The 21,060-nt window shown below is 63.1% G+C and carries 20 protein-coding genes; 16 read left to right on the forward strand and 4 right to left on the reverse strand.

The window, feature by feature from the left end; all coding sequences use genetic code 11:
- Positions 1-13 precede the first annotated feature (13 nt).
- The 16 genes from HEP69_RS21325 (at position 14) to HEP69_RS21400 (ending at position 16,102) form a co-directional block, all read left to right on the forward strand.
- Positions 14-1,582: an ABC transporter substrate-binding protein gene (locus tag HEP69_RS21325; RefSeq protein ID WP_290560534.1), complete on the forward strand. Its 1,569-nt coding sequence runs from the start codon at positions 14-16 to the stop codon at positions 1,580-1,582.
- Between the two features lie 72 nt (positions 1,583-1,654).
- Positions 1,655-3,088: an amidohydrolase family protein gene (locus tag HEP69_RS21330; RefSeq protein ID WP_290560535.1), complete on the forward strand. Its 1,434-nt coding sequence runs from the start codon at positions 1,655-1,657 to the stop codon at positions 3,086-3,088.
- A complete protein-coding gene (locus tag HEP69_RS21335) occupies positions 3,085-4,074 on the forward strand; it encodes an ABC transporter ATP-binding protein (RefSeq protein ID WP_290560536.1) in 990 nt (329 codons plus the stop codon). The genes HEP69_RS21330 and HEP69_RS21335 overlap by 4 nt, the downstream gene beginning before the upstream one ends.
- Positions 4,071-5,132, forward strand: coding sequence for a dipeptide ABC transporter ATP-binding protein (locus HEP69_RS21340; protein WP_290560537.1), 1,062 nt, complete (start codon positions 4,071-4,073; stop codon positions 5,130-5,132). The genes HEP69_RS21335 and HEP69_RS21340 overlap by 4 nt, the downstream gene beginning before the upstream one ends.
- Entirely contained in the window at positions 5,129-6,706 is a 1,578-nt protein-coding gene (locus HEP69_RS21345; RefSeq protein WP_290560538.1) for an acetolactate synthase large subunit, read from the forward strand. Before HEP69_RS21340 ends, HEP69_RS21345 begins: the two co-directional genes overlap by 4 nt.
- Before the next feature lie 115 nt (positions 6,707-6,821).
- Positions 6,822-7,661 (forward strand): transporter substrate-binding domain-containing protein, encoded by an 840-nt coding sequence (locus tag HEP69_RS21350; protein ID WP_290560539.1) that lies wholly within the window; start codon positions 6,822-6,824, stop codon positions 7,659-7,661.
- Positions 7,662-7,665: 4 nt separating this feature from the next.
- On the forward strand, positions 7,666-8,430 hold the full coding sequence (locus HEP69_RS21355; protein WP_290560555.1) for an amino acid ABC transporter ATP-binding protein: 765 nt from the start codon (positions 7,666-7,668) through the stop codon (positions 8,428-8,430).
- Positions 8,431-8,434: 4 nt separating this feature from the next.
- Positions 8,435-9,109 carry an amino acid ABC transporter permease gene (locus HEP69_RS21360; protein WP_290560540.1) on the forward strand — a complete coding sequence of 225 codons (675 nt, stop codon included), beginning with the start codon at positions 8,435-8,437 and terminating at the stop codon, positions 9,107-9,109.
- Position 9,110: 1 nt separating this feature from the next.
- The gene (locus tag HEP69_RS21365) at positions 9,111-9,776 is read left to right on the forward strand and encodes an amino acid ABC transporter permease (protein ID WP_290560541.1); all 666 of its coding nucleotides are present in this window, start codon (positions 9,111-9,113) and stop codon (positions 9,774-9,776) included.
- 15 nt (positions 9,777-9,791) lie between these two features.
- The gene (locus HEP69_RS21370) at positions 9,792-10,718 is read left to right on the forward strand and encodes an N-carbamoyl-D-amino-acid hydrolase (protein WP_290560542.1); all 927 of its coding nucleotides are present in this window, start codon (positions 9,792-9,794) and stop codon (positions 10,716-10,718) included.
- Complete coding sequence (locus HEP69_RS21375; RefSeq protein WP_290560543.1) at positions 10,715-11,350, forward strand: flavin reductase family protein; 636 nt, start codon at positions 10,715-10,717, stop codon at positions 11,348-11,350. The genes HEP69_RS21370 and HEP69_RS21375 overlap by 4 nt, the downstream gene beginning before the upstream one ends.
- Entirely contained in the window at positions 11,347-12,279 is a 933-nt protein-coding gene (locus HEP69_RS21380) for a dihydrodipicolinate synthase family protein (protein WP_290560544.1), read from the forward strand. The genes HEP69_RS21375 and HEP69_RS21380 overlap by 4 nt, the downstream gene beginning before the upstream one ends.
- Positions 12,279-13,067 carry an SDR family oxidoreductase gene (locus HEP69_RS21385; protein WP_290560545.1) on the forward strand — a complete coding sequence of 263 codons (789 nt, stop codon included), beginning with the start codon at positions 12,279-12,281 and terminating at the stop codon, positions 13,065-13,067. Before HEP69_RS21380 ends, HEP69_RS21385 begins: the two co-directional genes overlap by 1 nt.
- A gap of 3 nt (positions 13,068-13,070) precedes the next feature.
- The gene (hydA, locus tag HEP69_RS21390; RefSeq protein WP_290560546.1) at positions 13,071-14,525 is read left to right on the forward strand and encodes a dihydropyrimidinase; all 1,455 of its coding nucleotides are present in this window, start codon (positions 13,071-13,073) and stop codon (positions 14,523-14,525) included.
- Positions 14,522-15,178, forward strand: coding sequence for an aspartate/glutamate racemase family protein (locus tag HEP69_RS21395; RefSeq protein WP_290560547.1), 657 nt, complete (start codon positions 14,522-14,524; stop codon positions 15,176-15,178). The genes hydA and HEP69_RS21395 overlap by 4 nt, the downstream gene beginning before the upstream one ends.
- Before the next feature lie 18 nt (positions 15,179-15,196).
- On the forward strand, positions 15,197-16,102 hold the full coding sequence (locus HEP69_RS21400; protein ID WP_290560548.1) for a LysR family transcriptional regulator: 906 nt from the start codon (positions 15,197-15,199) through the stop codon (positions 16,100-16,102).
- 153 nt (positions 16,103-16,255) lie between these two features.
- Here HEP69_RS21400 and HEP69_RS21405 read toward each other — a convergent pair whose 3' ends face one another.
- The 4 genes from HEP69_RS21405 to HEP69_RS21420 all read right to left on the reverse strand — a co-directional run.
- Complete coding sequence (locus HEP69_RS21405) at positions 16,256-17,041, reverse strand: hypothetical protein (protein ID WP_290560549.1); 786 nt, start codon at positions 17,039-17,041, stop codon at positions 16,256-16,258.
- Positions 17,038-19,509, reverse strand: coding sequence for an ATP-binding protein (locus HEP69_RS21410; protein ID WP_290560550.1), 2,472 nt, complete (start codon positions 19,507-19,509; stop codon positions 17,038-17,040). The genes HEP69_RS21405 and HEP69_RS21410 overlap by 4 nt, the downstream gene beginning before the upstream one ends.
- Positions 19,510-20,091: 582 nt before the next feature.
- On the reverse strand, positions 20,092-20,451 hold the full coding sequence (locus HEP69_RS21415; protein ID WP_290560551.1) for an FCD domain-containing protein: 360 nt from the start codon (positions 20,449-20,451) through the stop codon (positions 20,092-20,094).
- A 54-nt stretch (positions 20,452-20,505) separates the two neighbouring features.
- A partial coding sequence (locus tag HEP69_RS21420) for an ABC transporter substrate-binding protein (RefSeq protein WP_290560552.1) occupies positions 20,506-21,060 on the reverse strand: 555 nt, incomplete at its 5' end.

Below are 21,060 nucleotides of genomic sequence, written 5' to 3' on the forward strand. Positions count from 1 at the left end.
GAAAGGAACTGGAATGAAACGACTTTTATTGACCGCTGCAATTGTGATGACGGGCGGCCTCGCACAGGCGGCCGAGATCACCATTCTGCGCGAAGTGGACAGCAACAATTACGACCCCCACAAGACCACGTCGCGCGCGGCGTCCGAGGTGCTGTTCATGATGGGCGACACGCTGGTCAGCCTGGCACCGGACATGCAGACCATTGACACCGGCGTCGCCGAAAGCTGGTCGGTCTCGGAAGATGGCACCACCTATACGTTCAATCTGCGCCAGGATGTGCAATTCTGCGACGGCAAGCCGATGACGGCCGAGGATGTGGTCTATTCCATCAACCGCTGGGTCGATCCCGAGACCAAATCGCCCGTTGCCTGGCGCGCGGGTGAGGTCGAGAGCGTGACCGCCATCGATGACTATACGGTGGAATACAAGCTCAAGAAGCCGTTTTCCGAACTGCTTTATCAACTGACGCAAAGCTTTGGCACGATCATCGACAAGGACACGGTCGAGGCGCTGGGCCCCGATTTCGGCGTCACCGGCTTTAACGGTACAGGCCCGTTCTGCTGGTCCGAATGGACCCCGCGCGATCAGATGGTGATCAGCAAGCACGAGGCCTATGACTGGGGCGCGTCGTTCCATGCCAATACCGGGCCTGCGTCGATGGACAAGATCACCTGGCAGATCGTACCGGAGGAGAACACCCGCACCGTCGGTGTGATCACGGGACAGACACAAGTTACGCAATATGTCCCCTACATCGCCCTGGAGCAGCTCAAAGCGTCGCCCGGTGTCGAGGTCGTGCAATCGGATCTTGCGTTCTGGACCTATTTCATGGGCTTCAAGATCGACAAGGACACGGTGTCGGATCCCGCGGTGCGGCAGGCCATCAACCTGGCCGTGGATCAAGCCGCGATGTCCGAAGATCTGTTTTTCGGCGTGGTCCAACCCGCCTATTCCTATGTCAGCCAGGAAGCGCTGGACTGGAATTCGGATCTTGATGATCAATTGCTGAAATACGACCCGGCCGAGGCGAACCGGATCCTCGACGAGGCCGGTTGGGCGCGCGGCGATGACGGTGTGCGTGCAAAGGATGGTGTGCGGTTGGCACCGACCGCGTATGTCTTCGCTGGATCCACCTGGGGCAAGATCTCGGAGGCGGTGCAGGCCTATCTGCGCGAGATCGGGGTCGATATGCAGATCCAGGCCTTTGACGCGACAGTGGCCTGGGGCAAGCTGGCAACCCAGGAATTCGATATGTTCGGCATGTCGTTTCCCTATGTCTCGTCAGGCGATGCTCTGAACCTCTATTTCCGGTCCCAGAACGTGCCCAGCCCGAACCGGATGAACTGGATCGACGACAATACCGATGCGTTGCTGCTGGCCGGTGCGACGGCCATCACGGATGAGGACCGTCAAGCGGCCTATGGCGAAGTGCTTGAGATCGTGCATGACGCCGCCGTCTGGCTGCCGCTTTATCACGAGCCGATGGTGATCGCGCAATCCACCGATCTTGAGACGGTGGTGCCGCACAACATCTACGGTGCGGGCCTTTATAAGGGTCTCGATCTCAAGTTCAGAGAGTAGCGCCATCTGTTGAACATCGCGGGGGCCGCCCTGAGCGGCCCCCGGACACCTCAAGATACCCAAAGGAAGACCATGCCCGTCACCGTGATCAGAAACGCCGCCTGGATCGTTGCCTATGATGCCGAAAAGGGGACGCATCGCTATCTGCGCGATGGCGATGTGGCCTTCGACGGGGATCTCATTGTGCAGGTCGGCGGCACCTATGAGGGAGTGGCCGAGACCGAGATCGACGGTCGCGACCGGCTTGTCTCTCCGGGCCTTGTAAACATCCATTCACACCCCTCCAGTGAAGCGATGAACAAGGGGATGCTGGACGAGTTGGGCAGCCCGCGATTGGGCATGTCGTCGCTTTATGAATTCATGCCGCTCTTTCGCCCCGATGACGACGGGCGCAAAGCCTGTGTCGAGGTGACTTACTCCGAGCTTTTGCTGTCCGGCGTGACCACATTGGTCGATCTGTCGGTCGCCTGGGATGGGTGGATCGACACGTTCGCCGCGTCGGGTCTGCGCGGCATCGTGGCGCCGATGTATCGCTCGGCCCGCTGGTACACCGACAATGGACATGTCGTAAATTACGAATGGGACGAGGATGGCGGCAGGGCGGCCATGGAAGAGGCCCTGCGCACGATCGACGCCGCGCTTGCGCATCCGTCGGGCCGACTCTCGGGCATGGTCTCGCCCAGCCAGATCGACACCTGCACCGCAGATCTGATCACCGACAGCTTTGCCCTGGCCCATGAGCGTGGCGTGCCCTTTCAGATCCATGCCGCACAATCCGTGGTCGAGTTTCACGAGATGACGCGCCGCCACGGTGTCACGCCGCTGGAGTGGCTGGACGGTCTGGGTGTGCTCAAACCGGGGGCCATCATCGGGCATGGCATTTTCCTCAACGACTATCCGCATGTCTTTTGGCCCGAAGCGGATGATTTCAGCCTTCTGCAAAAATCCGGCGCGGCTGTTGCCCATTGTCCCACGGTCTTTCAGCGCCGAGGCATCGCGATGAATACAGTCGGGCGCTATATCCGGGGGGGGATCGATGTGGGGATCGGCACCGATACCTATCCCCACAACATGCTCGAGGAGTTGCGCAATGCGCTCTACCTGTCGCGGATAATGTCGAAGAACCCCTATGATCTGCGCACCTCGGACATCTTTGATGCGGCAACCCTGGGCGGAGCCAAGATCCTGGGGCGTGACGATATCGGGCGGTTGGCCGCAGGTGCCAAGGCCGATCTGTTCCTGGCTGACATTACCGACAAGGCGATGATGCCGCTGCGCGATCCGCTGCGATCGCTGATCTATGTGGCGGCCGAGCGCGCGGTGCGCGACGTCTTTGTCGATGGCCGTGCCGTAGTGGTTGACGGCCAGGTCGTGGCGTTCGATCTGCCGGACGCATTGGCGCGTCTGCAACAGGCCCAACGACGGGCCGAGGCCGCGTTTCAGGGGCTGGATTTTGCCAACAGGCCGCATGATGTCGCCTCACCATACGTCTATGGCACGTCATGAACGACACCACGTCCTTGCTTGAGATCCGCGATCTTGAAGTGGAGTTTCATGTCGGCGGCACGGTTCACCGCGCGGTGCAGGGTGTGTCGTTCTCGCTGGAGCGGGGCAGGACGCTTGGCGTGGTCGGGGAATCGGGATGCGGCAAGTCGGTGACGTCGCTGGCGATCATGCGGCTGGTGCCGCAACCACCTGGGCATTATGCCGGAGGGCAGATCGTCTTTGATGGCCAGGACCTGCTGTCGCAACCCGAAAGTGCAATGCGCCGTCTGCGGGGTGGTCGGATCGGGATGATCTTTCAGGAGCCGATGACCTCACTCAACCCGGTCTATACCTGCGGCACACAGATCGAGGAAAGCCTGAAGGTGCATTCCGGCCTGACTGGCAAAGCCGCGCGCGACCGGGCCATTGAAATGCTCGACCTCGTCGGCTTGCCATCGCCCGCAACCCGTGTCGATGATTATCCGCACCAGTTGTCGGGCGGGCAACGCCAGCGGGTGATGATTGCGCTGGCGCTGGCCAACGATCCCGATCTTCTGATCGCGGATGAGCCGACAACGGCCCTTGATGTGACCATCCAGGCGCAGATCCTGGATCTGATGGGGGATTTGCGTGCCCGCACCGGGGCGGCCGTGATGCTGGTGACCCATGATCTTGGCGTTGTGGCGCAGACCTGTGACGACGTTGTGGTGATGTATGCGGGGCGCGTTGTCGAACAGGCGCCGACGGCGGCCCTCTTTGGGGATCCGCAGCATCCTTACACCATCGGTCTGATGGCTGCGGTGCCGCGGATTGACACGGCGGCTGGCCGACTTGCGACCATTCCCGGCACCGTGCCGCCGCCTTGGGTGAAACAATCCGGGTGTCGCTTTGCCTCGCGATGCCCACTGGCCGATGCGCAGTGCCGAAACCAGGATCCGCCGCTCCGGGCGGTGTCCCAGGGCCACGCCGTTGCGTGCTGGAAAGCGCCGATCGAGGTGGCGGCATGACTGCAATGCTCGATGTGCGCGGCCTGACCAAACATTTTCCCGTCCGCCGCGGAGTGCTGCGCCGGGTTGTGGGGCAGGTGCAGGCGGTCAACGATGTCAGCTTTGAAGTGGCCGACGGCGAAACGCTTGCGATTGTGGGTGAATCGGGATGCGGAAAATCCACCATCGGCCGGGCCCTTCTGCGGCTGACCGAGCCGACGGCGGGGTCAGTGCAACTCGATGGGGAGGATGTCTTGACGCTTCCGGCCGAGGACATGCGCACCATGCGGCGCCGGATGCAGATCATCTTTCAGGATCCCTATGCCTCGCTCAATCCGCGCATGACAGTGTCCGAAACACTGGCCGAGCCGCTTCTTCTGCATGGGCTTGCGAGCCCCGCGGATGTGAGCGACCGGGTCGCGACCCTGCTGGAAACCTGCGGTTTGCAGCCCTGGCATGCCGGGCGCTATCCGCATGAGTTTTCCGGGGGGCAGCGTCAGCGTGTGGGCATCGCGCGCGCTTTGGCGACCCGGCCCCGGCTGATCGTCTGTGACGAGCCGGTCTCGGCGCTGGATGTGTCGGTGCAGGCTCAGATCGTCAATCTCTTGCGCGATTTGCAGGCCGAGTTTGGCATTGGTTATGTGTTCATCAGCCACGATCTGGCCGTGGTGCGGCACATGGCGTCGCGGGTGGCGGTGGTGTATCTTGGCCGGATCGTCGAGGAAGCGCCGGTGGCCGAGCTATTTGCCTCGCCGCGCCATCCCTATACGCGGTCGCTGATCGCCGCCGCTCCGCGCCCAGATCCGGCCTTGCGCAACACCCGCGCACCGGTGCAGGGCGATCTGCCCTCCGCGCTGGCACCGCCAACGGGCTGCGCCTTCCATCCGCGATGCGCGCTGGCCGAGGCGCGCTGCCGCAGCGAACGTCCGGTTCTACGCACAATCGGAACAACCCAGGTCGCGTGCCATCTGGCCGACGAGTCCGCAGCATCCGAAACGATAACCGACAGCACACCCGCCGACGCGTTGCGGCGCAGATTGGCGGTGCTGGACGCCGCCCGACAACAGGAGACCGCATGAAAGATCACCCCACATCTTCGCAGGATCACGGCACACCGGCCATGAACGGCGCTGAATCCGTTGTGCGCAGCCTGCATGCGGCGGGCTGTGAGGTGTGTTTCGCCAATCCCGGAACATCCGAGATGCAGTTTGTCGACGCGCTGGACAGAACCGGCCTGCTGCGCTGCGTTCTGGCCCTGTTCGAGGGGGTCGCGACGGGCGCCGCCGACGGTTATGCGCGCATGGCGAAGGCGCCGGCGGTGACCCTGTTGCACCTGGCGCCCGGATTGGCCAATGGCGGGGCCAATATGCACAACGCCCGCAAAGGGCGCGTGCCGATGGTCAACCTTGTCGGGGATCACGCGGTCCGTCATCGCGGCTTTGACGCGCCGTTGACCGCGGATGTCGAAGCCGCAGCCCGCCCGTTTTCGGATTGGGTGCGCACAGCCTCAAGCCCGGCAACCTTCGCCGCTGACGCGATGGACGCATTGGCGGCGGCGCAGTCCCGGCCCAACAAGGTGGCCACGTTGATTGCCCCCGCTGATCTGGGCTGGGACGCGGGCGGCGTCGTGGCGCCACCGCCGGAAACTGCGGCATTCGCGCCGCTGGATGCGACAGCGGTCGAGGCGGCGGCAGGCAAGCTGGGGCCCGACACGCTCCTGCTGATCGGGGGCACCGCGCTGGAGACCCCCGACGCCGTTGCACAGGCCCAAGGCATTGCCAAGCAGACCGGCGCCACGGTGCTGGCCCCCACATCCAACCGCCGATTCGACCGGGGGGCAGGGCGTGCGGGCCTCGCGAAAGTGCCCTATCCGATCAATATGGCGCTGGAGGTACTGGCCCGGTTTCGTCACGCCATTCTGGTCGAGGCGCTGCCGCCTGTCGCGTTCTTTGCCTATCCCGAGCGGCCCAGCCTGCTGCTGCCTGCCACGTGCGACGTGCTGAGCCTGACCGGGCTCGATGGCGACGGGCCTGCCGCCATTGCCGCACTTGCCGAGCATCTGGGCGCGGCGCCGCATCTGCCAAGAGCGGTGTTGCCCCCACCGCCGCAGGCCGGTGCGATCCGGCCCGACACCATTGCGGCAGCGATCGCCAATGCGCTGCCAGAGCGGGCCATCGTCGTGGATGAAAGCATTTCGGGTGGGCGCGACATCTGGGCCGCGACCCAAGGCGCCGCCCCCCATAGCTGGATTTCCCTGACCGGCGGGGCCATCGGCGACGGCATTCCCATGGCGCTGGGCGCCGCCGTGGCCTGCCCGGATCGGCCTGTGCTGGCGCTCCAGGCGGACGGATCGGCGATGTACACGATCCAGGGGTTGTGGAGCCAGGCCCGCGAAGGCGCGAACGTCACCACGCTGATCTTTGCCAACCGCACCTATCAGATCCTCAAGACCGAGCTGTTTGCGGTTGGGGCCAATCCGGGACGGTCGGCGCTGGATATGCTGGATCTCGACAGGCCGACGATAGATTTTGTCGACTTGGCCAAGGGTATGGGCGTGCCGGGTCGGCGGGTGGAATGCGTGGCCGATCTCCAACTTGCCCTTGTGGCGGCGATGGAGACGCCAGGGCCGTACCTTATCGAAGCGATTATGTGACCTTCCCTGGAAAGGCGGAGGAGAGGAGGACACACAAAGACCCGAGCGCCTTGCAATGGCTGGGAAGGACGTGAACCGATGCATGTAACCACTTGAAAACCATAGGAGACTTTAAATGAAACGACAAATTACACTCGGTGCAATCGCTGCCATGCTCAGCCTCGGAGGTGCCGCGTTGGCTCAGGACAGGTCCTATACCGTTGCCCTTGACGGAACCTTTGCGCCACACGCCATGCCGTCGCTTTCGGGCGGTGTCGAAGGCTTTAACGTGGATCTTGCCAATGAGATCGGCGAACGGCTGGGGGTCAAGATGGACATCGTGGCGACGCAGTTCTCCGGCATTCTTCCGGGTCTTGCCGCAGGCACCTATGATTTCGTCGTCGCGCCCACGACCATCACCGAAGAACGCGCCGAAAACATCCTGTTCTCCGAGGGGTATCTCAATACGGATTTCGGGTTTGTCGTAAGGGCAGGCACTGAAGAAATCACCGATCTGGCGCAGTTCAAGGGCAAGGTGATCGCCGTCAACAAAGGGTCGGTCTATGACAGTTGGGCCACCGGGCTGGCGGATGAAATCGGCTGGACCGTCGAGAGCTATGGCACCAATGCCGATGCCGTTCAGGCGGTCATGTCGGGCCGCGCCTTCGCCAATGTGGCAGGCAATACCGTGTCGGCCTGGGCTGTCAAACAGACGCCGCAGCTGGAAATGAGCTATGTCTACCCAACCGGTCTTGTGTGGGGCATGCCGTTTCGCAGCGACGACACGGAGTTGCGGGCGTCGGTCGAAAAGGTCATCGAATGCATGAAGCTGGACGGGACAATGGCAGAGTTGAGCGTCAAGTGGTTCGGGGTCGAACCGGCCGAAGGTTCTGCCGCGCTCACACCGCTTCCGGGATTTGGCGAACCGGGCTTTAACGGCCATGTCGAGAGTGACCATACGCCTGGCTGCGCGTGACATGATGCTGTCGCCTGATCTTCCCGGGGCGTCTTCCGGAGTGGCCCTGTCGATCGAGAACTTGCACAAGTCCTTTGGCACCGAGCCGGTGCTGAAGGGTCTCGATCTGGCCGTGGGGCGCAGCGAGATGGTGTTTGTCCTGGGTCCGTCGGGTTCGGGAAAATCCACGATGCTGCGCTGTTGCAACCGTCTGGAAGAGCCCGACTCAGGTGAGATCTTTATCGAAGGCGATCGCCTGACCGGACCGGGTGTTGACCTTAACAAGATACGCCAACGCATTGGAATGGTGTTTCAATCCTTCAATCTCTATCCGCATCTGAATGCGCTTGGAAACGTCACGCTGGCTCTGCGGCAGGTGCAAAAGATGCCCCGGGCCCAAGCCGAGGCCGCCGGTCTCGACGCGCTGGACCGCGTCGGGCTGAGCGCGCGGGCGCGGCATTATCCGGCGCAGTTGTCGGGCGGACAACAGCAACGGGTGGCGATTGCGCGGGCGCTGGCGTTGAAGCCTTCCGTGATGCTGTTTGACGAACCGACCTCGGCGCTGGATCCTGAACTGGTGGGTGATGTGCTGGACGTGATGCGCGATATGAAAGCGCAGGGCATGACCATGTTGGTCGTCAGTCATGAGATGAAATTCGCCCGCGATGCGGCGGATCGCGTGATCTTTATGGATCATGGGCGCATTGTCGAGACCGGCCCGCCCGAGCAGATCTTTGGCAATCCGCAGGAAGACCGCACGCGCGCTTTCCTATCGCGGTTCCACGGATAGCGGCATGGATCGGTTTCTGGACACCTTCTTTAACATGGCCGTGCTGGGACGCTATGCGCCTGCGATCCTGGACGGAGCGCTGATCACGGTGGTTTTGTCGCTGCTGATCGTGTCGACAGGGATCGCGCTGGGGGCCGGGTTGGCCTGCCTGCGCGCCTATCGGATCGGGCCGGTGTCCTTTGCGATTGTGATCTTTGCGGATGTATGGCGGGCACTGCCGCCTTTGGTGTTGATCCTGCTGGCATTTTTCGGGTTGCCCAATGTGGGTGTGGTGCTGTCGTCCTTCATGGTGCTCTATCTGGTGCTGATGCTGGTTCTGGCGGCCTTTGCGGAGGAAATCGTCTGGGCGGGCATCACCGCCACCCCCAAAGGCCAATGGGAGGCGGCGCGCTCGACGGGTCTGTCCTTTACCCGCGCGCTGGTCTTTGTGGTCCTGCCGCAAGCGGTTCGCATGGTGATCCCGCCGCTGACCAATCGGGCCATCGCCATCACCAAGATGACAGCGCTGGGCATGGTGATCGGCGTGCCGGACATTCTGGGCCAGGCCACCACCGCGCAAAGCTTCTCGGCCAATGCCTCACCGCTGACCCTGGCCGCGATTGCCTATGTGATCCTGTTCCTGCCTCTCGTTATCGCGTCGCGCTGGCTTGAGGCCCGGTTCACGCCACCGGGAGCGTGAGATGGACGCGCTTGTCGAACAGTTCTTCAATCTCGAGATCATGGCCAAGGCGCTTCCGCTGGTGCTCAAGGGGCTTGGCATCACCTTGTTGATCTGCGCCGTGGTGATTCCGCTGGGCCTGGCCGGAGGATTGCTGGCAGCCCTTGGATCGGTGTCGCGCAACCGCGCGCTGCGCTGGATTTCCATCGGGTTCGTGGATGTCTTTCGGGCCCTGCCGCCGCTGGTGCTGCTGATCTTCATTTATGCGGGCCTGCCTTTCGCGGGGCTAAGCCTCTCTCCCTTTGTTGCTGTGATCATTGGATTTTTCCTGAACAACTCGGCCTATTTCGCCGAGATCCTGCGCGCTGGGCTGCTGTCGGTGCCCAAAGGCCAGATCGAGGCCGCACGCTCGACCGGGTTGGGGCGCGCGCAGACCTTGATCTGGGTCACGCTGCCCCAGGCGGTGCGCAATGTGCTGCCCGATCTTTTGTCCAACGTCGTGGAGGTGGTCAAACTCACGTCGCTCGCCTCGGTGGTGAGCCTGGGCGAGATGTTGCACGCGGCGGGCCTGGTGCGGTCGATCACCTACAACGCATCGCCGCTGGTGTTGGCGGCGGGACTTTATTTGGTGCTGCTCTGGCCGCTGATCCGAGTGATCGGCCGGTTCGAGCGGCGGATCACACATTAGAAAAAAGGAGCAGATATGCGCGAAATCGTTATTGGCGGGGCGCAGATGGGCGCAATCCAGAAAGCCGACAGCCGCGCGGCGGTGGTCGCGCGTATGATAGCCCTCCTGGATCAGGCCGCCGGGGCGGGTTGTGATTTGGTGGTGTTTCCGGAACTGGCTCTGACCACGTTCTTTCCGCGCTGGTGGATGGAGGACCCGGCCGAGGTCGCGGCCTGGTACGAGACCGAGATGCCCAATGCCGCGACGCAGCCGCTTTTTGACCGCGCGCGCACGCACGGGATCGCCATCACCTTTGGCTATGCTGAACAGACCCCGGAGGGGCGGCGTTTCAATACATCCATTCTGACTGACCGGGCGGGGCGGATCGTTGGCAAATACCGCAAGGTGCATTTGCCCGGCCATTCCGAATATGACACCCAGCGCGCATTCCAGCATCTTGAAAAGCGCTATTTCGAGCCGGGCGATCTGGGCTTTCCGGTCTGGCGCAACCTGAATGCGTGGATGGGCATGTGCATTTGCAATGACCGTCGCTGGCCGGAAGTCTATCGCGAGATGGGGTTGCAGGGGGTCGAGCTTATCACGCTGGGCTACAACACCCCGTCAGTGAACAGTCAAGACAGCGCCGAAGGGCTGGAGCAGCGCCTGTATCATTCCGATCTGTCGATGACGGCGGGCGCTTATCAAAACGCGGCCTGGGTCGTGGGCGTGGCCAAGGCCGGGATCGAGGACGGGCACCCCTTGATGGGAGGCAGCATCATCGTCGATCCCAACGGCTATGTCGTGGCACGTGCGGCGGGCGAGGGTGACGAGCTGATCGTGCATGCCTGCGACATGGATCTGTGCGCCTTTGGCAAGACCACGATCTTTGATTTTGCGCGTCACCGTCGGATCGAACACTATGGCCGCATCACGTCACAGACCGGGGTGGTTTTGCCGGAATGACCCTGTCGCTGGATCTGGACGCCATGACGCCCGCGCTGCGCTACAAGCTGTTGACGGCCGTGGTTCTGCCGCGCCCGGTGGCTTGGGTCACGACGGTGGGGGCGGACGGGGTGGTGAACGCCGCGCCGTTTTCGTTCTTCAACCTCTTCGGTCAGGATCCTGCGCTGGTCATTCTGGGGCTGGAACATCACGCCGACGGATCGCCCAAGAACACGACCGAGAATATCCGCCGCAGCGGGGAGTTTGTGGTCAACATCGCCACGCCGGATCTGACCGCGTCGATGGTGGCGACCGCGGCCGCCTATCCCTCTGCCGTGTCCGAGCCGCAGGCGTTGGGCCTTGGCGTGTCGCCGTCGGCCTTCGTCGGACCGCCACGGCTGGCCGACGTGCCCGTGGCGATCGAATGCACGCTCCTGGACAGATTGACCTATTCGCCCGAGCGCGACATCGTGGTGGGCCGTGCGGTGGGTCTTGCGGCGCGGGACGGGCTGATCGACACCGGCACCTGGCGGGTGGACTGGAACTGCACCTACCCGGTCGCGCGCCTTTTTGCCGACCGTTACGCTCGGCTGGATGAGATCGCACCCCGCACCATCCCCTCGTTATCGGAACCAAAGGAACCCAGACCATGACACAGATGATCGACAGACACTCCAAAGGTGTGTTCATCATTGCCGCAACCCCGTTCGACGACAACGGCGGGCTGGACCTGGACAGCACGGATCGCATGGTGGAGTTCTATCTTGAAGCCGGTGTGACGGGCATGACCATTCTGGGGATTATGGGCGAAGCCCCCAAACTGGGCGGGGACGAGGCCGCGCTTTTTGCGCGCCGCGTGCTGGATCGGGTCGCGGGCCGGGTGCCGGTGGTGGTCGGCGTGTCGGCGGCCGGGCTCGACAATATGGCGCGGCTGACCGACACGGCGATGACGGCAGGCGCGGGCGGCGTCATGGTCGCACCGCAACCGGGCCTGGGCACCGAGGCCAAGCTTGCGGGCTATATGGCACAGGTGTGCGCCACCCTGCCGGACGTGCCCATCTGCTTTCAGGACTACCCGCAGACAACCGGCGTGCAGGTCTCGGTCGAAACGATCCTCAAGCTGACCGTGGATCACCCGCAGATTGTGATGCTGAAACACGAGGACTGGCCGGGTCTGACCAAACTGTCCCGGGTGCGGGCAGAGACGGGCACAGCCGATATCCCGCGCCTGTCCATCCTGACCGGCAATTCGGCCCTGTTTCTGCCCCAGGAGATGCAGCGCGGCGCCGATGGGGCGATGACTGGTTTTGCCTTTCCGGAGATGCTCGTAAAGGTGGTTGCGCGCCACGCGGCAGGCGATGTCGACGGGGCCGAGGACCTCTTTGACGCCTACCTGCCATTGGTGCGCTATGAACAACAGCTTGGGCTGGGGCTTGCGATCCGCAAGGAAACCCTCCGCAGGCGGGGCGTCCTGGCCTCGGCCAGACTGCGCGCACCGGGGCCTGCGATGACCAAGCTGGATCATGAAGAGCTGACGCGGTTGATGGCCCGTCTGGAAAAACGATTGGAGGAGTTGGCCTGATGGATTTGGGACTGAACGGGAAACGCGCGCTGGTGATGTCATCCTCGCGGGGCTTGGGGCTGGGTATCGCCCAGGCTCTGGCAGCCGAAGGGGTGGATGTGCTGTTGACAGGGCGGTCGGCTGATAAACTGGCGGAGGCGGCCGAGGCCATCACCGCGCAAGGGGCGGGCCGGGCGCGGTACGCGGTTGTCGATCTGACCCATGCGGATGCGGTGGAGAGATTGGTCGCGGCGGTTGGCGACACATTGGGCGGCGTCGATATTCTGATCAACAACACCGGCGGTCCACCGCCGGGCAGGATGGTCGATGCCGACCCAGGGGTTCTGGCCAGCCAGTTTGACGCGATGGTGATGACCGTGATCTCGCTGACCGGGCGGCTGATGCCGGAAATGCGCGCACAGGGCTGGGGCCGGGTGATCACCATCGGCTCTTCGGGTGTGATCCAGCCGATCCCCAATCTTGGCCTGTCCAATGCGCTGCGTTCGGCATTGGTGGGATGGTCCAAGTCGCTGTCGGGGGATGTGGCCGCCGACGGGGTGACCGTCAACATGCTGCTGCCCGGTCGCATCCACACCGAACGGGTCGATGAGCTGGATGCGGCGGCCTCGAAACGCACCGGCGCCTCGCTCGAGGACACCCGCGCGGCATCCCGAGCCACGATCCCGGCAGGGCGCTACGGCACGGTGGCGGAGTTTGCCGCCGTCGCCGCCTTTCTTGCCAGTTCACAGGCCAGCTATGTCACCGGGTCGCTGATCCGCTGTGACGGCGGCGCAATCAAATCGGTATAGCTTATGTTTGACCTTGTTATCAAAGGTGGCCAGATCGTCACCGCCACAGACACCTACGACGCCGATATCGGCATCTCCGACGGCCAGATCGCGGCTCTGGGTCGGGGCCTTGACGGCCAGGACACAATCGACGCCACCGGCAAGCTTGTCATGCCCGGTGGGATCGAGGCCCATTGCCATATCGCACAAGAATCGGCCACCGGCGGCATGACATCGGACGATTACCGCAGCGGCTCGATCTCGGCGGCATTTGGCGGCAACTCGTGCTTTGTGCCGTTCGCGGCGCAGCATCGCGGCATGGGCGTGACCGAAACGCTGGATCTGTACGACAGCCGCGCGCAGGGCAGTTCTGTGATCGACTACGGGTATCACCTGATTGTCGCGGACCCGACCGAGAAAGTCCTGACCGAAGAATTGCCCGCCGCCTTTGCGCGCGGGGTGACCTCGTTCAAGGTGTTCATGACCTACGATTTGATGCGGGTCGATGATCGGCAGTTCCTCGATATCCTGACCGTGGCAAAGACACATGGCGCGCTGACCATGGTGCATGCCGAAAACAGCGGCATGATCTCGTGGATTTCCGACCGGCTGGTCGCGGCGGGCCACACCAGCCCGCGCTATCATGCGCCCAGCCATCCGGCGCTGGCCGAATCCGAGGCTGTGAACCGGGCGATATCGCTGGCCAAGCTGGTCGATGCCGCCTTGCTGATCGTGCATGTATCCACGCCGGAAGGGGCGGCGCTGATCTCGGATGCGCGTCTGGCGGGGGCGAAGATCTTTGGGGAGACCTGCACCCAGTACCTCTTTCTGACCCGAGACGATCTGGATCGGCCTGGCATGGACGGTGCAAAGTTCATGTGTTCGCCGCCGCTGCGGGATGTGCCCACGCAGGAGGCGCTCTGGCGGCACCTTCAGGCGGGAACGTTCTCGGTGTTCTCATCGGACCATGCGCCTTACCGCTTTGACGAAAGCGGCAAGCTGGCCAACGGGCCGGATGCCACGTTCAAACAGATCGCCAACGGGATGCCCGGCATCGGGATGCGGCTGCCGATGCTCTTTTCCGAAGGGGTCGGCAAGGGGCGCATCACGCTCCAGCAGTTCGTGGCGCTGTCCGCGACCAATGCGGCGCGGCTCTATGGGCTTGAAAAGAAGGGCAGTATTGCCATTGGCATGGATGCCGATATCGCGATCTGGGACCCGAACGAGACGAGGACGGTGACCGTCGAGGATCAGCATGATAACATGAACTACACCCCGTTCGAGGGCTGGCAGGTCACGGGCTGGCCGGTGACCGTTCTGTCGCGCGGACATCGTGTCATCGACGCAGGCAAGTTGCTGGCCCAGCCCGGGCATGGCCAGTATGTCGCCCGGGCGAAAACCGACTTGACCGGCTATCCCGGTCACCGCGCGGTCGAGCTGGATCCAAAGACCAATTTTGGCGCCGAGATTGCCCCGTGAGCGGTCCGATTGTCGTCATCAACCCCAATTCCAACCAGGCGGTGACGGACGGGCTGGACACGGCCCTTGCCCCGTTCCGGATGCGGGGCGGACCCTCAATCGAGTGCATCACGCTGGAGGAGGGGCCCTTCGGGATCGAATCGCAGCTTCATTCCGATCAGGTGGTGTTGCCTCTGGTGCGCGCAATGCAGAGCCGCGCCGAGGCCAGCGCCTTTGTCATCGCGTGTTACTCCGATCCCGGCATCGACGCCTGCCGGTCTGCGGTCGCCGCGCCGGTGTTCGGCATTCAGGAGAGCGGTGTGCTCACGGCCTTGTCGCGGGCCGACCGGATCGGGATCGTCGGGATCTCGTCAGCTTCAGAGCGGCGGCATCGGCTCTATATGCGGCGGATGGGCGTGCTGGACCGGATCGCGGGAGAGCGGGCGCTGAACATGAGCGTCGATGAGACGGCGCGCGGCACCGGCACGTTTGCGCGGCTGGTCGAGGTGGGCGGCGCACTGGTCGAGGATGGCGCCGAGGCGCTGGTGTTGGGTTGTGCGGGCATGGCCGTGCACCGCGCCCCACTGGAAGAGCGGCTGGGCCTCCCGGTGATTGATCCAACACAAGCGGCCGTGGCGATGGCTTTGGGGGCGGTATTGGCCAAGCGTCTCTGACAGTATTATGTAGCGGATATGAAAATTGCCCGCCGTAACGACCTGTCGCTCCGCCTGCTCGAAGTCTTTGGTACGCTGATGTTGCATCAGACCACCGTCCGCACCGCCGAAGAACTGGGTATCTCGCAACCTTCTGTCTCGACCGCGATCAAACAGCTTGAGCGCCAATTGGGATTTACACTGTTTGAACGGTCCAAGAAACGGATGATCCCGACCAGCGCGGCGCACAGCCTCTATCAGGAGGTCGAGCCGATGTTCGGTCAGTTGCGCTGCGTTGAATCGCGCGTGCGCGATCTGCGTGGCGGGTCGGTGGGCAGGCTGCACCTGATGGCCACACCGCCGCTGGGCCATTCGGTCGTGCCTGCCGCGCTGCTGGCCTTTCTGGACGGGCGTCCGGGCGTGACGGTGCAATACGATGTGCGGCGCATGGAAAACGTGATCGACGCCGTGGCCGTCGGGGCCGCCGAGATCGGGCTGTGTCTCGGCCTCGACAGCCATCCGGGCGTGACGGTCGAAAAGATGCGCACCGACCGCATGGTGGCGCTTATGCGCTCGGATCATCCAGTAGCGGCCCACTCGGTCATCACCCCGCGGGATCTGGCGGACCATTCCTTTGTCGGGCTGGACCGTGCGTCGCGGCTGGGATTTTTGGTTCAGACCGCGTTTGAAGCGGCAGATGTCGCCTATACGCCGCGGGTCGAGGTGCGGTATTGCCATACCGCAGCCGTTCTGGCGCATTCGGGCACGGGTATCGCGGTCGTGGACAGCTATACGGCGTCTTTCCTGCCGAATATGGATCTGGCGGTCCGCCCTTTTGATCCGGCGATATCGGTATCGGCATGCATGCTGACGCGCCCGGGTCGGCCGTTGTCGCGTCTGGCGACCGAATTCCGCGAGGCTTTCGTCACAGCTTTGATGCAGTGATCTCCACAGGTGGGGCCGGGCGGCCTGTCCCCCCTTTTTTGGCGACATGTCCGACGATGGCGGCATCTGGGCGCCGAGGGTCTTTTGGCGAACGGGGATGCCCCTGGCCGACCTTGTCTGGACATCAGATTGAGGGCGGCTGCGGCGTTGCGGTCATTGTCCGTCGCGGGCGGGGCTGGGCGGGATATGCGTCGTGTGCGCAAGCGCGCGCGTCACTGACGCCATTCCAAAGGCAAAGACTGGACACCGCGCGACGTCGATCAGAGAACGCAATTGCTCGGCCGACTGTACCGGGCCCCGCGACAGATCCACCAGAACGGCTTGGGCGTTCATCCGCGCCAGTTGCGACAGCGCTTTTTGCAGCGTGGCGAAGTGGTCGGGGTGTGCGGCACCGGGTCCTTTGCGTGTCTCGCCGCTGTCATCGACAGCCATCATCATGTGGCTTGCTGAGGTTCGCTGCGCCAGCATTCTCGACATCGCGGCCACATCGCTTTGCGTTGCGGTGGAAGAGGACAAAAGAACGATCTTTCCGGCGACGGGATGGATGTTTCTGTGCGCGAAAATGACGATGTCGCTGGCGGCACCGGTGTCCAGGCTCATCTGGATCAGATCACCGGCCCCGCGCTGAAAGGTCCAGGGCGCACCGGCCCGGTCGGCCAGCTTGGCCAAAGACTGGCGAAAGGCCCGCGCATCGGCTTCGAGCAGGGCCGCGATTTGAGCCCGCGTTGGGGCCAGGACGACCTGACCGCTTGGCGAAACCAGACGCTGGTTCGGCAGATCGCAGACCGCCAGAGACGTCGTTTCCTCAACCAGGATACCGCCCAGATTGGGGCGCAGATCATGAATGATCCGCTCGATCAGCCGCAGAGCCGCCGAGGCATCGGCGAATGAGCCGGCGCCGACCGTGATGCGGGTACTGTCACCGGATGGCGGGGTCACGGCTTGCCCTCCTGGCGATCCGGCGCCGAGGTTCTGTCTCCGAACCGGCGGCGGGTTTCGGCAAACGCACGTAACCGTGCCTCGACCAGCGCGTTTATGCTGCCGGTCGGGAACGCCCCGTTGCGGGCGCGTGTTCCGGCCTTTCGTCCGGTCAGGGCTTCGATCCCCTGGTCGATGGTGCGCACCGGGATGATCCGGAATGTCCCGGCCTCAACGGCCTTGACCACATCGCGGCGTAGCATCAGGTGATCGACATTGGAGACCGGGATCAGAACCCCCTGTTGGCCTGTCAGCCGCCGCGCCTTGCACGTATCGAAAAACCCTTCGATCTTTTCGTTGACACCACCGATTGCCTGCACTTCGCCGTTCTGGTTGACCGAACCCGTCACCGCGATGCCTTGCCGGATCGGAACGCCCGACAGGGCCGACACCAATGCGTAAAGTTCGGCGGAGGAGGCGCTGTCGCCATCGACACCGCCATAGCTTTGCTCGAACACCAGACTGGCGTGAAGCGATGCCGGAACATCCAGCGCATAATGGGAGGCCAGATAGGCGCCCAGGATGAGCACGCCTTTGGAGTGCAGCGGCCCTCCCAAGTCCACCTCGCGTTCGATATCGACAAGTTTTCCCGCCCCCATCCGCACCCGCGCGGTGATCCGGGAGGGGCGCCCGAAACGATGGTTGCCGATCCCGATCACGGATAGCCCGTTGACCTGGCCCACCGCGGCGCCGCTGGTGTCGATCAGGATGGTCTTGCGGTTCACCGCCTCCCGAAGCCGGTCCTGGATCCGCGATGCGCGCCTGTCTGCCTGTTCAATCGCCTTGGAGATATCCTTGTCGGAAATGTGCTTTCGCTTTGCCAGGGTTGCGTAATGATCGGCCTCGCGCATCACATCGCTCAACGCGCCGATGCGAAGCGTGAACTTCTTTGAGTCATCCGCCAGTCTAACAGCGTGATCCAGCAGTCCGGCGACAGCCGCCGCCGTCAGCGGTCGCAGCGCGTCTTTTGCCGCACAGGATGCAACCAGACGGGCCAGAAGACGCGTATTGCGGGCAGATCGGTCGACGTCATCCTCGAAATCGGCCTGTAGTTTGAACAAGTCGCTGAACTCCGGGTCGAGCAGCGTCAGCAGCATGTGCAACCGTCTGTCCCCGATCAGCACCACCCGAACGTCAAGCGGGATCGGATCGGGCTCAAGTGTCGTGGTCGACGCAAGGCTCAGCCGGTCGGCAAGGGAGGTGATGGCGATCGACTGATTTTGCAGGCAATGTTTGAGCGCATCCCAGGCAAAGGGCTCTGACAGCAGACGATGCGCGTCCAGCACCAGATATCCCCCGTTTGCGCGATGCAGGGCGCCGGGCTTGAGCAAAGTGAAATTCGTCGTGAGCGCCCCCATTTCCGAGATATGTTCGATGCGTCCGGTCAGATGAGCCAAGGACGGCAGACCCTCGCGGATGACCGGGGCAGAGCGCTCTGCGCCATCATGCGACACCATCACATTCACGGCATAGCGCGCGAAATGCGGCTCGCGGTGGTATTTACGGATCGCCTCTGGAAACGGCCCGTTGGAGGTGTTGCGCTTGGACAACAGGAACAGTTCCGCGTTCGAGGTCATGTCCTCGCGTACCTGTTTGAGGTACTCCAACATGTCGGCGTCCCGCGAGGTTTCGCGGAACCGGTCGGCAAGCTCCTGCACCCGCAGAGAGACCACGCGCTCGGCCATGTCGGCATGTAGCGCCTCGATGCGCTGGCGATGCTCTTTTTCCAGTTGCGGCCCGTGCCTCAGAACGGCCGAGAGGTGGTCCTGAAGGCGTTCAATCTTGGTATCTATCTCTTCCTTTTGGTCGTCTGGCAGGGCCTCGTACACATCCGGCTTGATCGGTTGTCCATCCACCATGGCTGCCAGCATAAAGCCCATCGGCGTTCTCAACAGCGCCACGTTTTCCTCGCGCGCACGCTCAGCAAAGGCTGCGATCGGCTCCTCGTGTCTCTGTCCGAACTCTTCTTCGATGGCGCGCCGTTGCGTGAGGTATTCCTCGGATTCGAACAGGGCAGGGATCTCATTTGCCAGATCGTCCACCAGATCCTGCATCGCAGACCGAAACACACCCGCCATCCCCGAGGGCAACTGCATCGCGTTCGGTTTATGGGGGGTCTCGAAATTGTTGACATAAACCCAGTCGCACGGGATCGGGCGGGCGGCGGCGGCTTGGGTCAACAGATTTGAGACCGCCGCATGGCGCCCGGTGCCCTCATGTCCGAGAACATAAAGGTTGAAGTCCTTGTGCCGGATGCCCGCAGAGAGTTTTATCGCATCGACCGCGCGATCCTGGCCCAGCAGCTCAAACCTGGCGGCCAACGCATCGGTTGTCTCAAACCCAAGGCTGGTCGGGTCACATTCCGGTCGTAACGCTTCGGGTCGCAGACCATCTGGAAGAGGCAGGTTTTGGGATACTGAGTTAGCCAAGGCATTGATTCCGATTTTGGGTTTCCTTGAGATGACACAAAATCGGCTGGCTGGATTGATGCGAATCAAAGCGGGACAGGTCATGTCGCCGGTCGCGGGGAAACGTCGCAAGGCGGGCGGCGGACGACTTGTCAGGTGACAGGCCCTGATCGACACATGTCTCCGCTTGACGGGCCCAATTGTGGGGGGTCGTCTCGACAGTGAAAGGCCGTTGCATCTGATCTGGACGCGGGCCATCTACCGGAAGGACGCTTGTTTACTGTGGCCAATTCGTGGGCGCTGAGTGTGCAATAAGGCGCCAAAAGGGGCAAATCGGGGGATGTTCCTGCGCTGCTGCAGCCGCCGCCAAAAGTTTGAAGACACGCCAAAAATGCAGTTAAATCAAAACGCCAGACTTTCTATCACCCTTACGATGAATGGTGGCGATTCGAGCGATTTTTCAATGCTTTAAGGCGTGTCGTGTGCGCCATATTTTCGGGGTTCCATCGCCTTGTTTCGTGCTTTGTCGCGCAATCGGCAGGTGGACCATGGGTGAACGCTTCACCTTGATGCGGCTCCATTGGCTGTGGCGAAAAACCCTGATCAGGCAGCCTCAGACCTTTCGACCCCAATAGTTTCCAGGTGTTCGGTGATTTTCATGGATGCGCCGTCTGCGTCGTCACGTTCGATCGCATCAACGATCCGCTGGTGCTGGTCGCTATGCGGTGTCCGGAGCGATTGTGTCCCGATGCGGCGGTAGGTTCTTTCCCATTCCCCCTGCCATGCAACCCGAAGCCGGACCCTCTGCAGGACGTTCAGAAATCCCGACAGGATGGGGTTGCCGGTGATCTGCGCCACCAGCGCGGTGCCCGCCGCGGCGACGAGCCCGAAGCCTGTGATTGCCCGTTGCTGGGTGAGCGCGCCGATGGCCCAGGCCTCCGGATCGGACGCCAGCGCCGCCACGGTGTCGAGCGATGAGGTCAGGATGAACGGGCCGTAGACCTCGTGCCCCGCCTGCTAGGCGGCGGCCAGAAGCGGCGCGGGCATCCCGAGCGCCTCCGTCGCGTGCGCCGCCGCGGTCTGCGGGTCGGCCAGGAGATCGGCTGTTGCCGCTTCCAGCGCTGCAAGCAGGTCCGGCAGGACCGCGCCATTCCCATCCATGAACCCTTGCATCACTGCCAACCCCGCCTGCGGCAGGACCGGCGCGGCCCCGGTCATCTCGCCCCATGCGTCTTGCAGGTCGATGGCACGTCGGAGCAACCTGCCGACCTCGTGCTCGCGCAGGATGGCGGTGGTGGTCGATGGTTCGGTCATCAGCGCGGCATCGACCCGCCCGGCCAGCATCAGCTGCATCGCTTCGGCCGGCGTGCCGGCATAGGTGATCTGCAGGTCGGCATCGGCATCGAAGCCGTGATGGACGACAAGCTGGTCGAGGATGATCTCGGGCGTGTCACCGCGGAACGGCACGGCGATGTGGCGCCCGGCAAGATCGGGGATCGCGGCGGCGCAGGCGATGGACAGTGCCTGAAGAAGGACAAGCGCCGCGCCGATTAAAGCGTCCCGCCGAAAACC

It is taken from the genome of Aestuariivita sp., assembly GCF_021404545.1.
Classification (GTDB): Bacteria; Pseudomonadota; Alphaproteobacteria; order Rhodobacterales; family Rhodobacteraceae; genus Aestuariivita.

Excerpts from the sequence above, each read along its gene's own strand:
- HEP69_RS21325 (WP_290560534.1), top strand. The coding sequence starts at position 14 with ATGAAACGACTTTTATTGACCGCTGCAATTGTGATGACGGGCGGCCTC.
- HEP69_RS21380 (WP_290560544.1), top strand. The coding sequence starts at position 11,347 with ATGACACAGATGATCGACAGACACTCCAAAGGTGTGTTCATCATTGCC.
- HEP69_RS21360 (WP_290560540.1), top strand. The coding sequence starts at position 8,435 with ATGGATCGGTTTCTGGACACCTTCTTTAACATGGCCGTGCTGGGACGC.
- HEP69_RS21365 (WP_290560541.1), top strand. The coding sequence starts at position 9,111 with ATGGACGCGCTTGTCGAACAGTTCTTCAATCTCGAGATCATGGCCAAG.
- HEP69_RS21330 (WP_290560535.1), top strand. The coding sequence starts at position 1,655 with ATGCCCGTCACCGTGATCAGAAACGCCGCCTGGATCGTTGCCTATGAT.
- hydA (WP_290560546.1), top strand. The coding sequence starts at position 13,071 with ATGTTTGACCTTGTTATCAAAGGTGGCCAGATCGTCACCGCCACAGAC.
- HEP69_RS21375 (WP_290560543.1), top strand. The coding sequence starts at position 10,715 with ATGACCCTGTCGCTGGATCTGGACGCCATGACGCCCGCGCTGCGCTAC.
- HEP69_RS21340 (WP_290560537.1), top strand. The coding sequence starts at position 4,071 with ATGACTGCAATGCTCGATGTGCGCGGCCTGACCAAACATTTTCCCGTC.
- HEP69_RS21345 (WP_290560538.1), top strand. The coding sequence starts at position 5,129 with ATGAAAGATCACCCCACATCTTCGCAGGATCACGGCACACCGGCCATG.
- HEP69_RS21370 (WP_290560542.1), top strand. The coding sequence starts at position 9,792 with ATGCGCGAAATCGTTATTGGCGGGGCGCAGATGGGCGCAATCCAGAAA.
- HEP69_RS21355 (WP_290560555.1), top strand. The coding sequence starts at position 7,666 with ATGCTGTCGCCTGATCTTCCCGGGGCGTCTTCCGGAGTGGCCCTGTCG.
- HEP69_RS21400 (WP_290560548.1), top strand. The coding sequence starts at position 15,197 with ATGAAAATTGCCCGCCGTAACGACCTGTCGCTCCGCCTGCTCGAAGTC.
- HEP69_RS21350 (WP_290560539.1), top strand. The coding sequence starts at position 6,822 with ATGAAACGACAAATTACACTCGGTGCAATCGCTGCCATGCTCAGCCTC.
- HEP69_RS21335 (WP_290560536.1), top strand. The coding sequence starts at position 3,085 with ATGAACGACACCACGTCCTTGCTTGAGATCCGCGATCTTGAAGTGGAG.
- HEP69_RS21385 (WP_290560545.1), top strand. The coding sequence starts at position 12,279 with ATGGATTTGGGACTGAACGGGAAACGCGCGCTGGTGATGTCATCCTCG.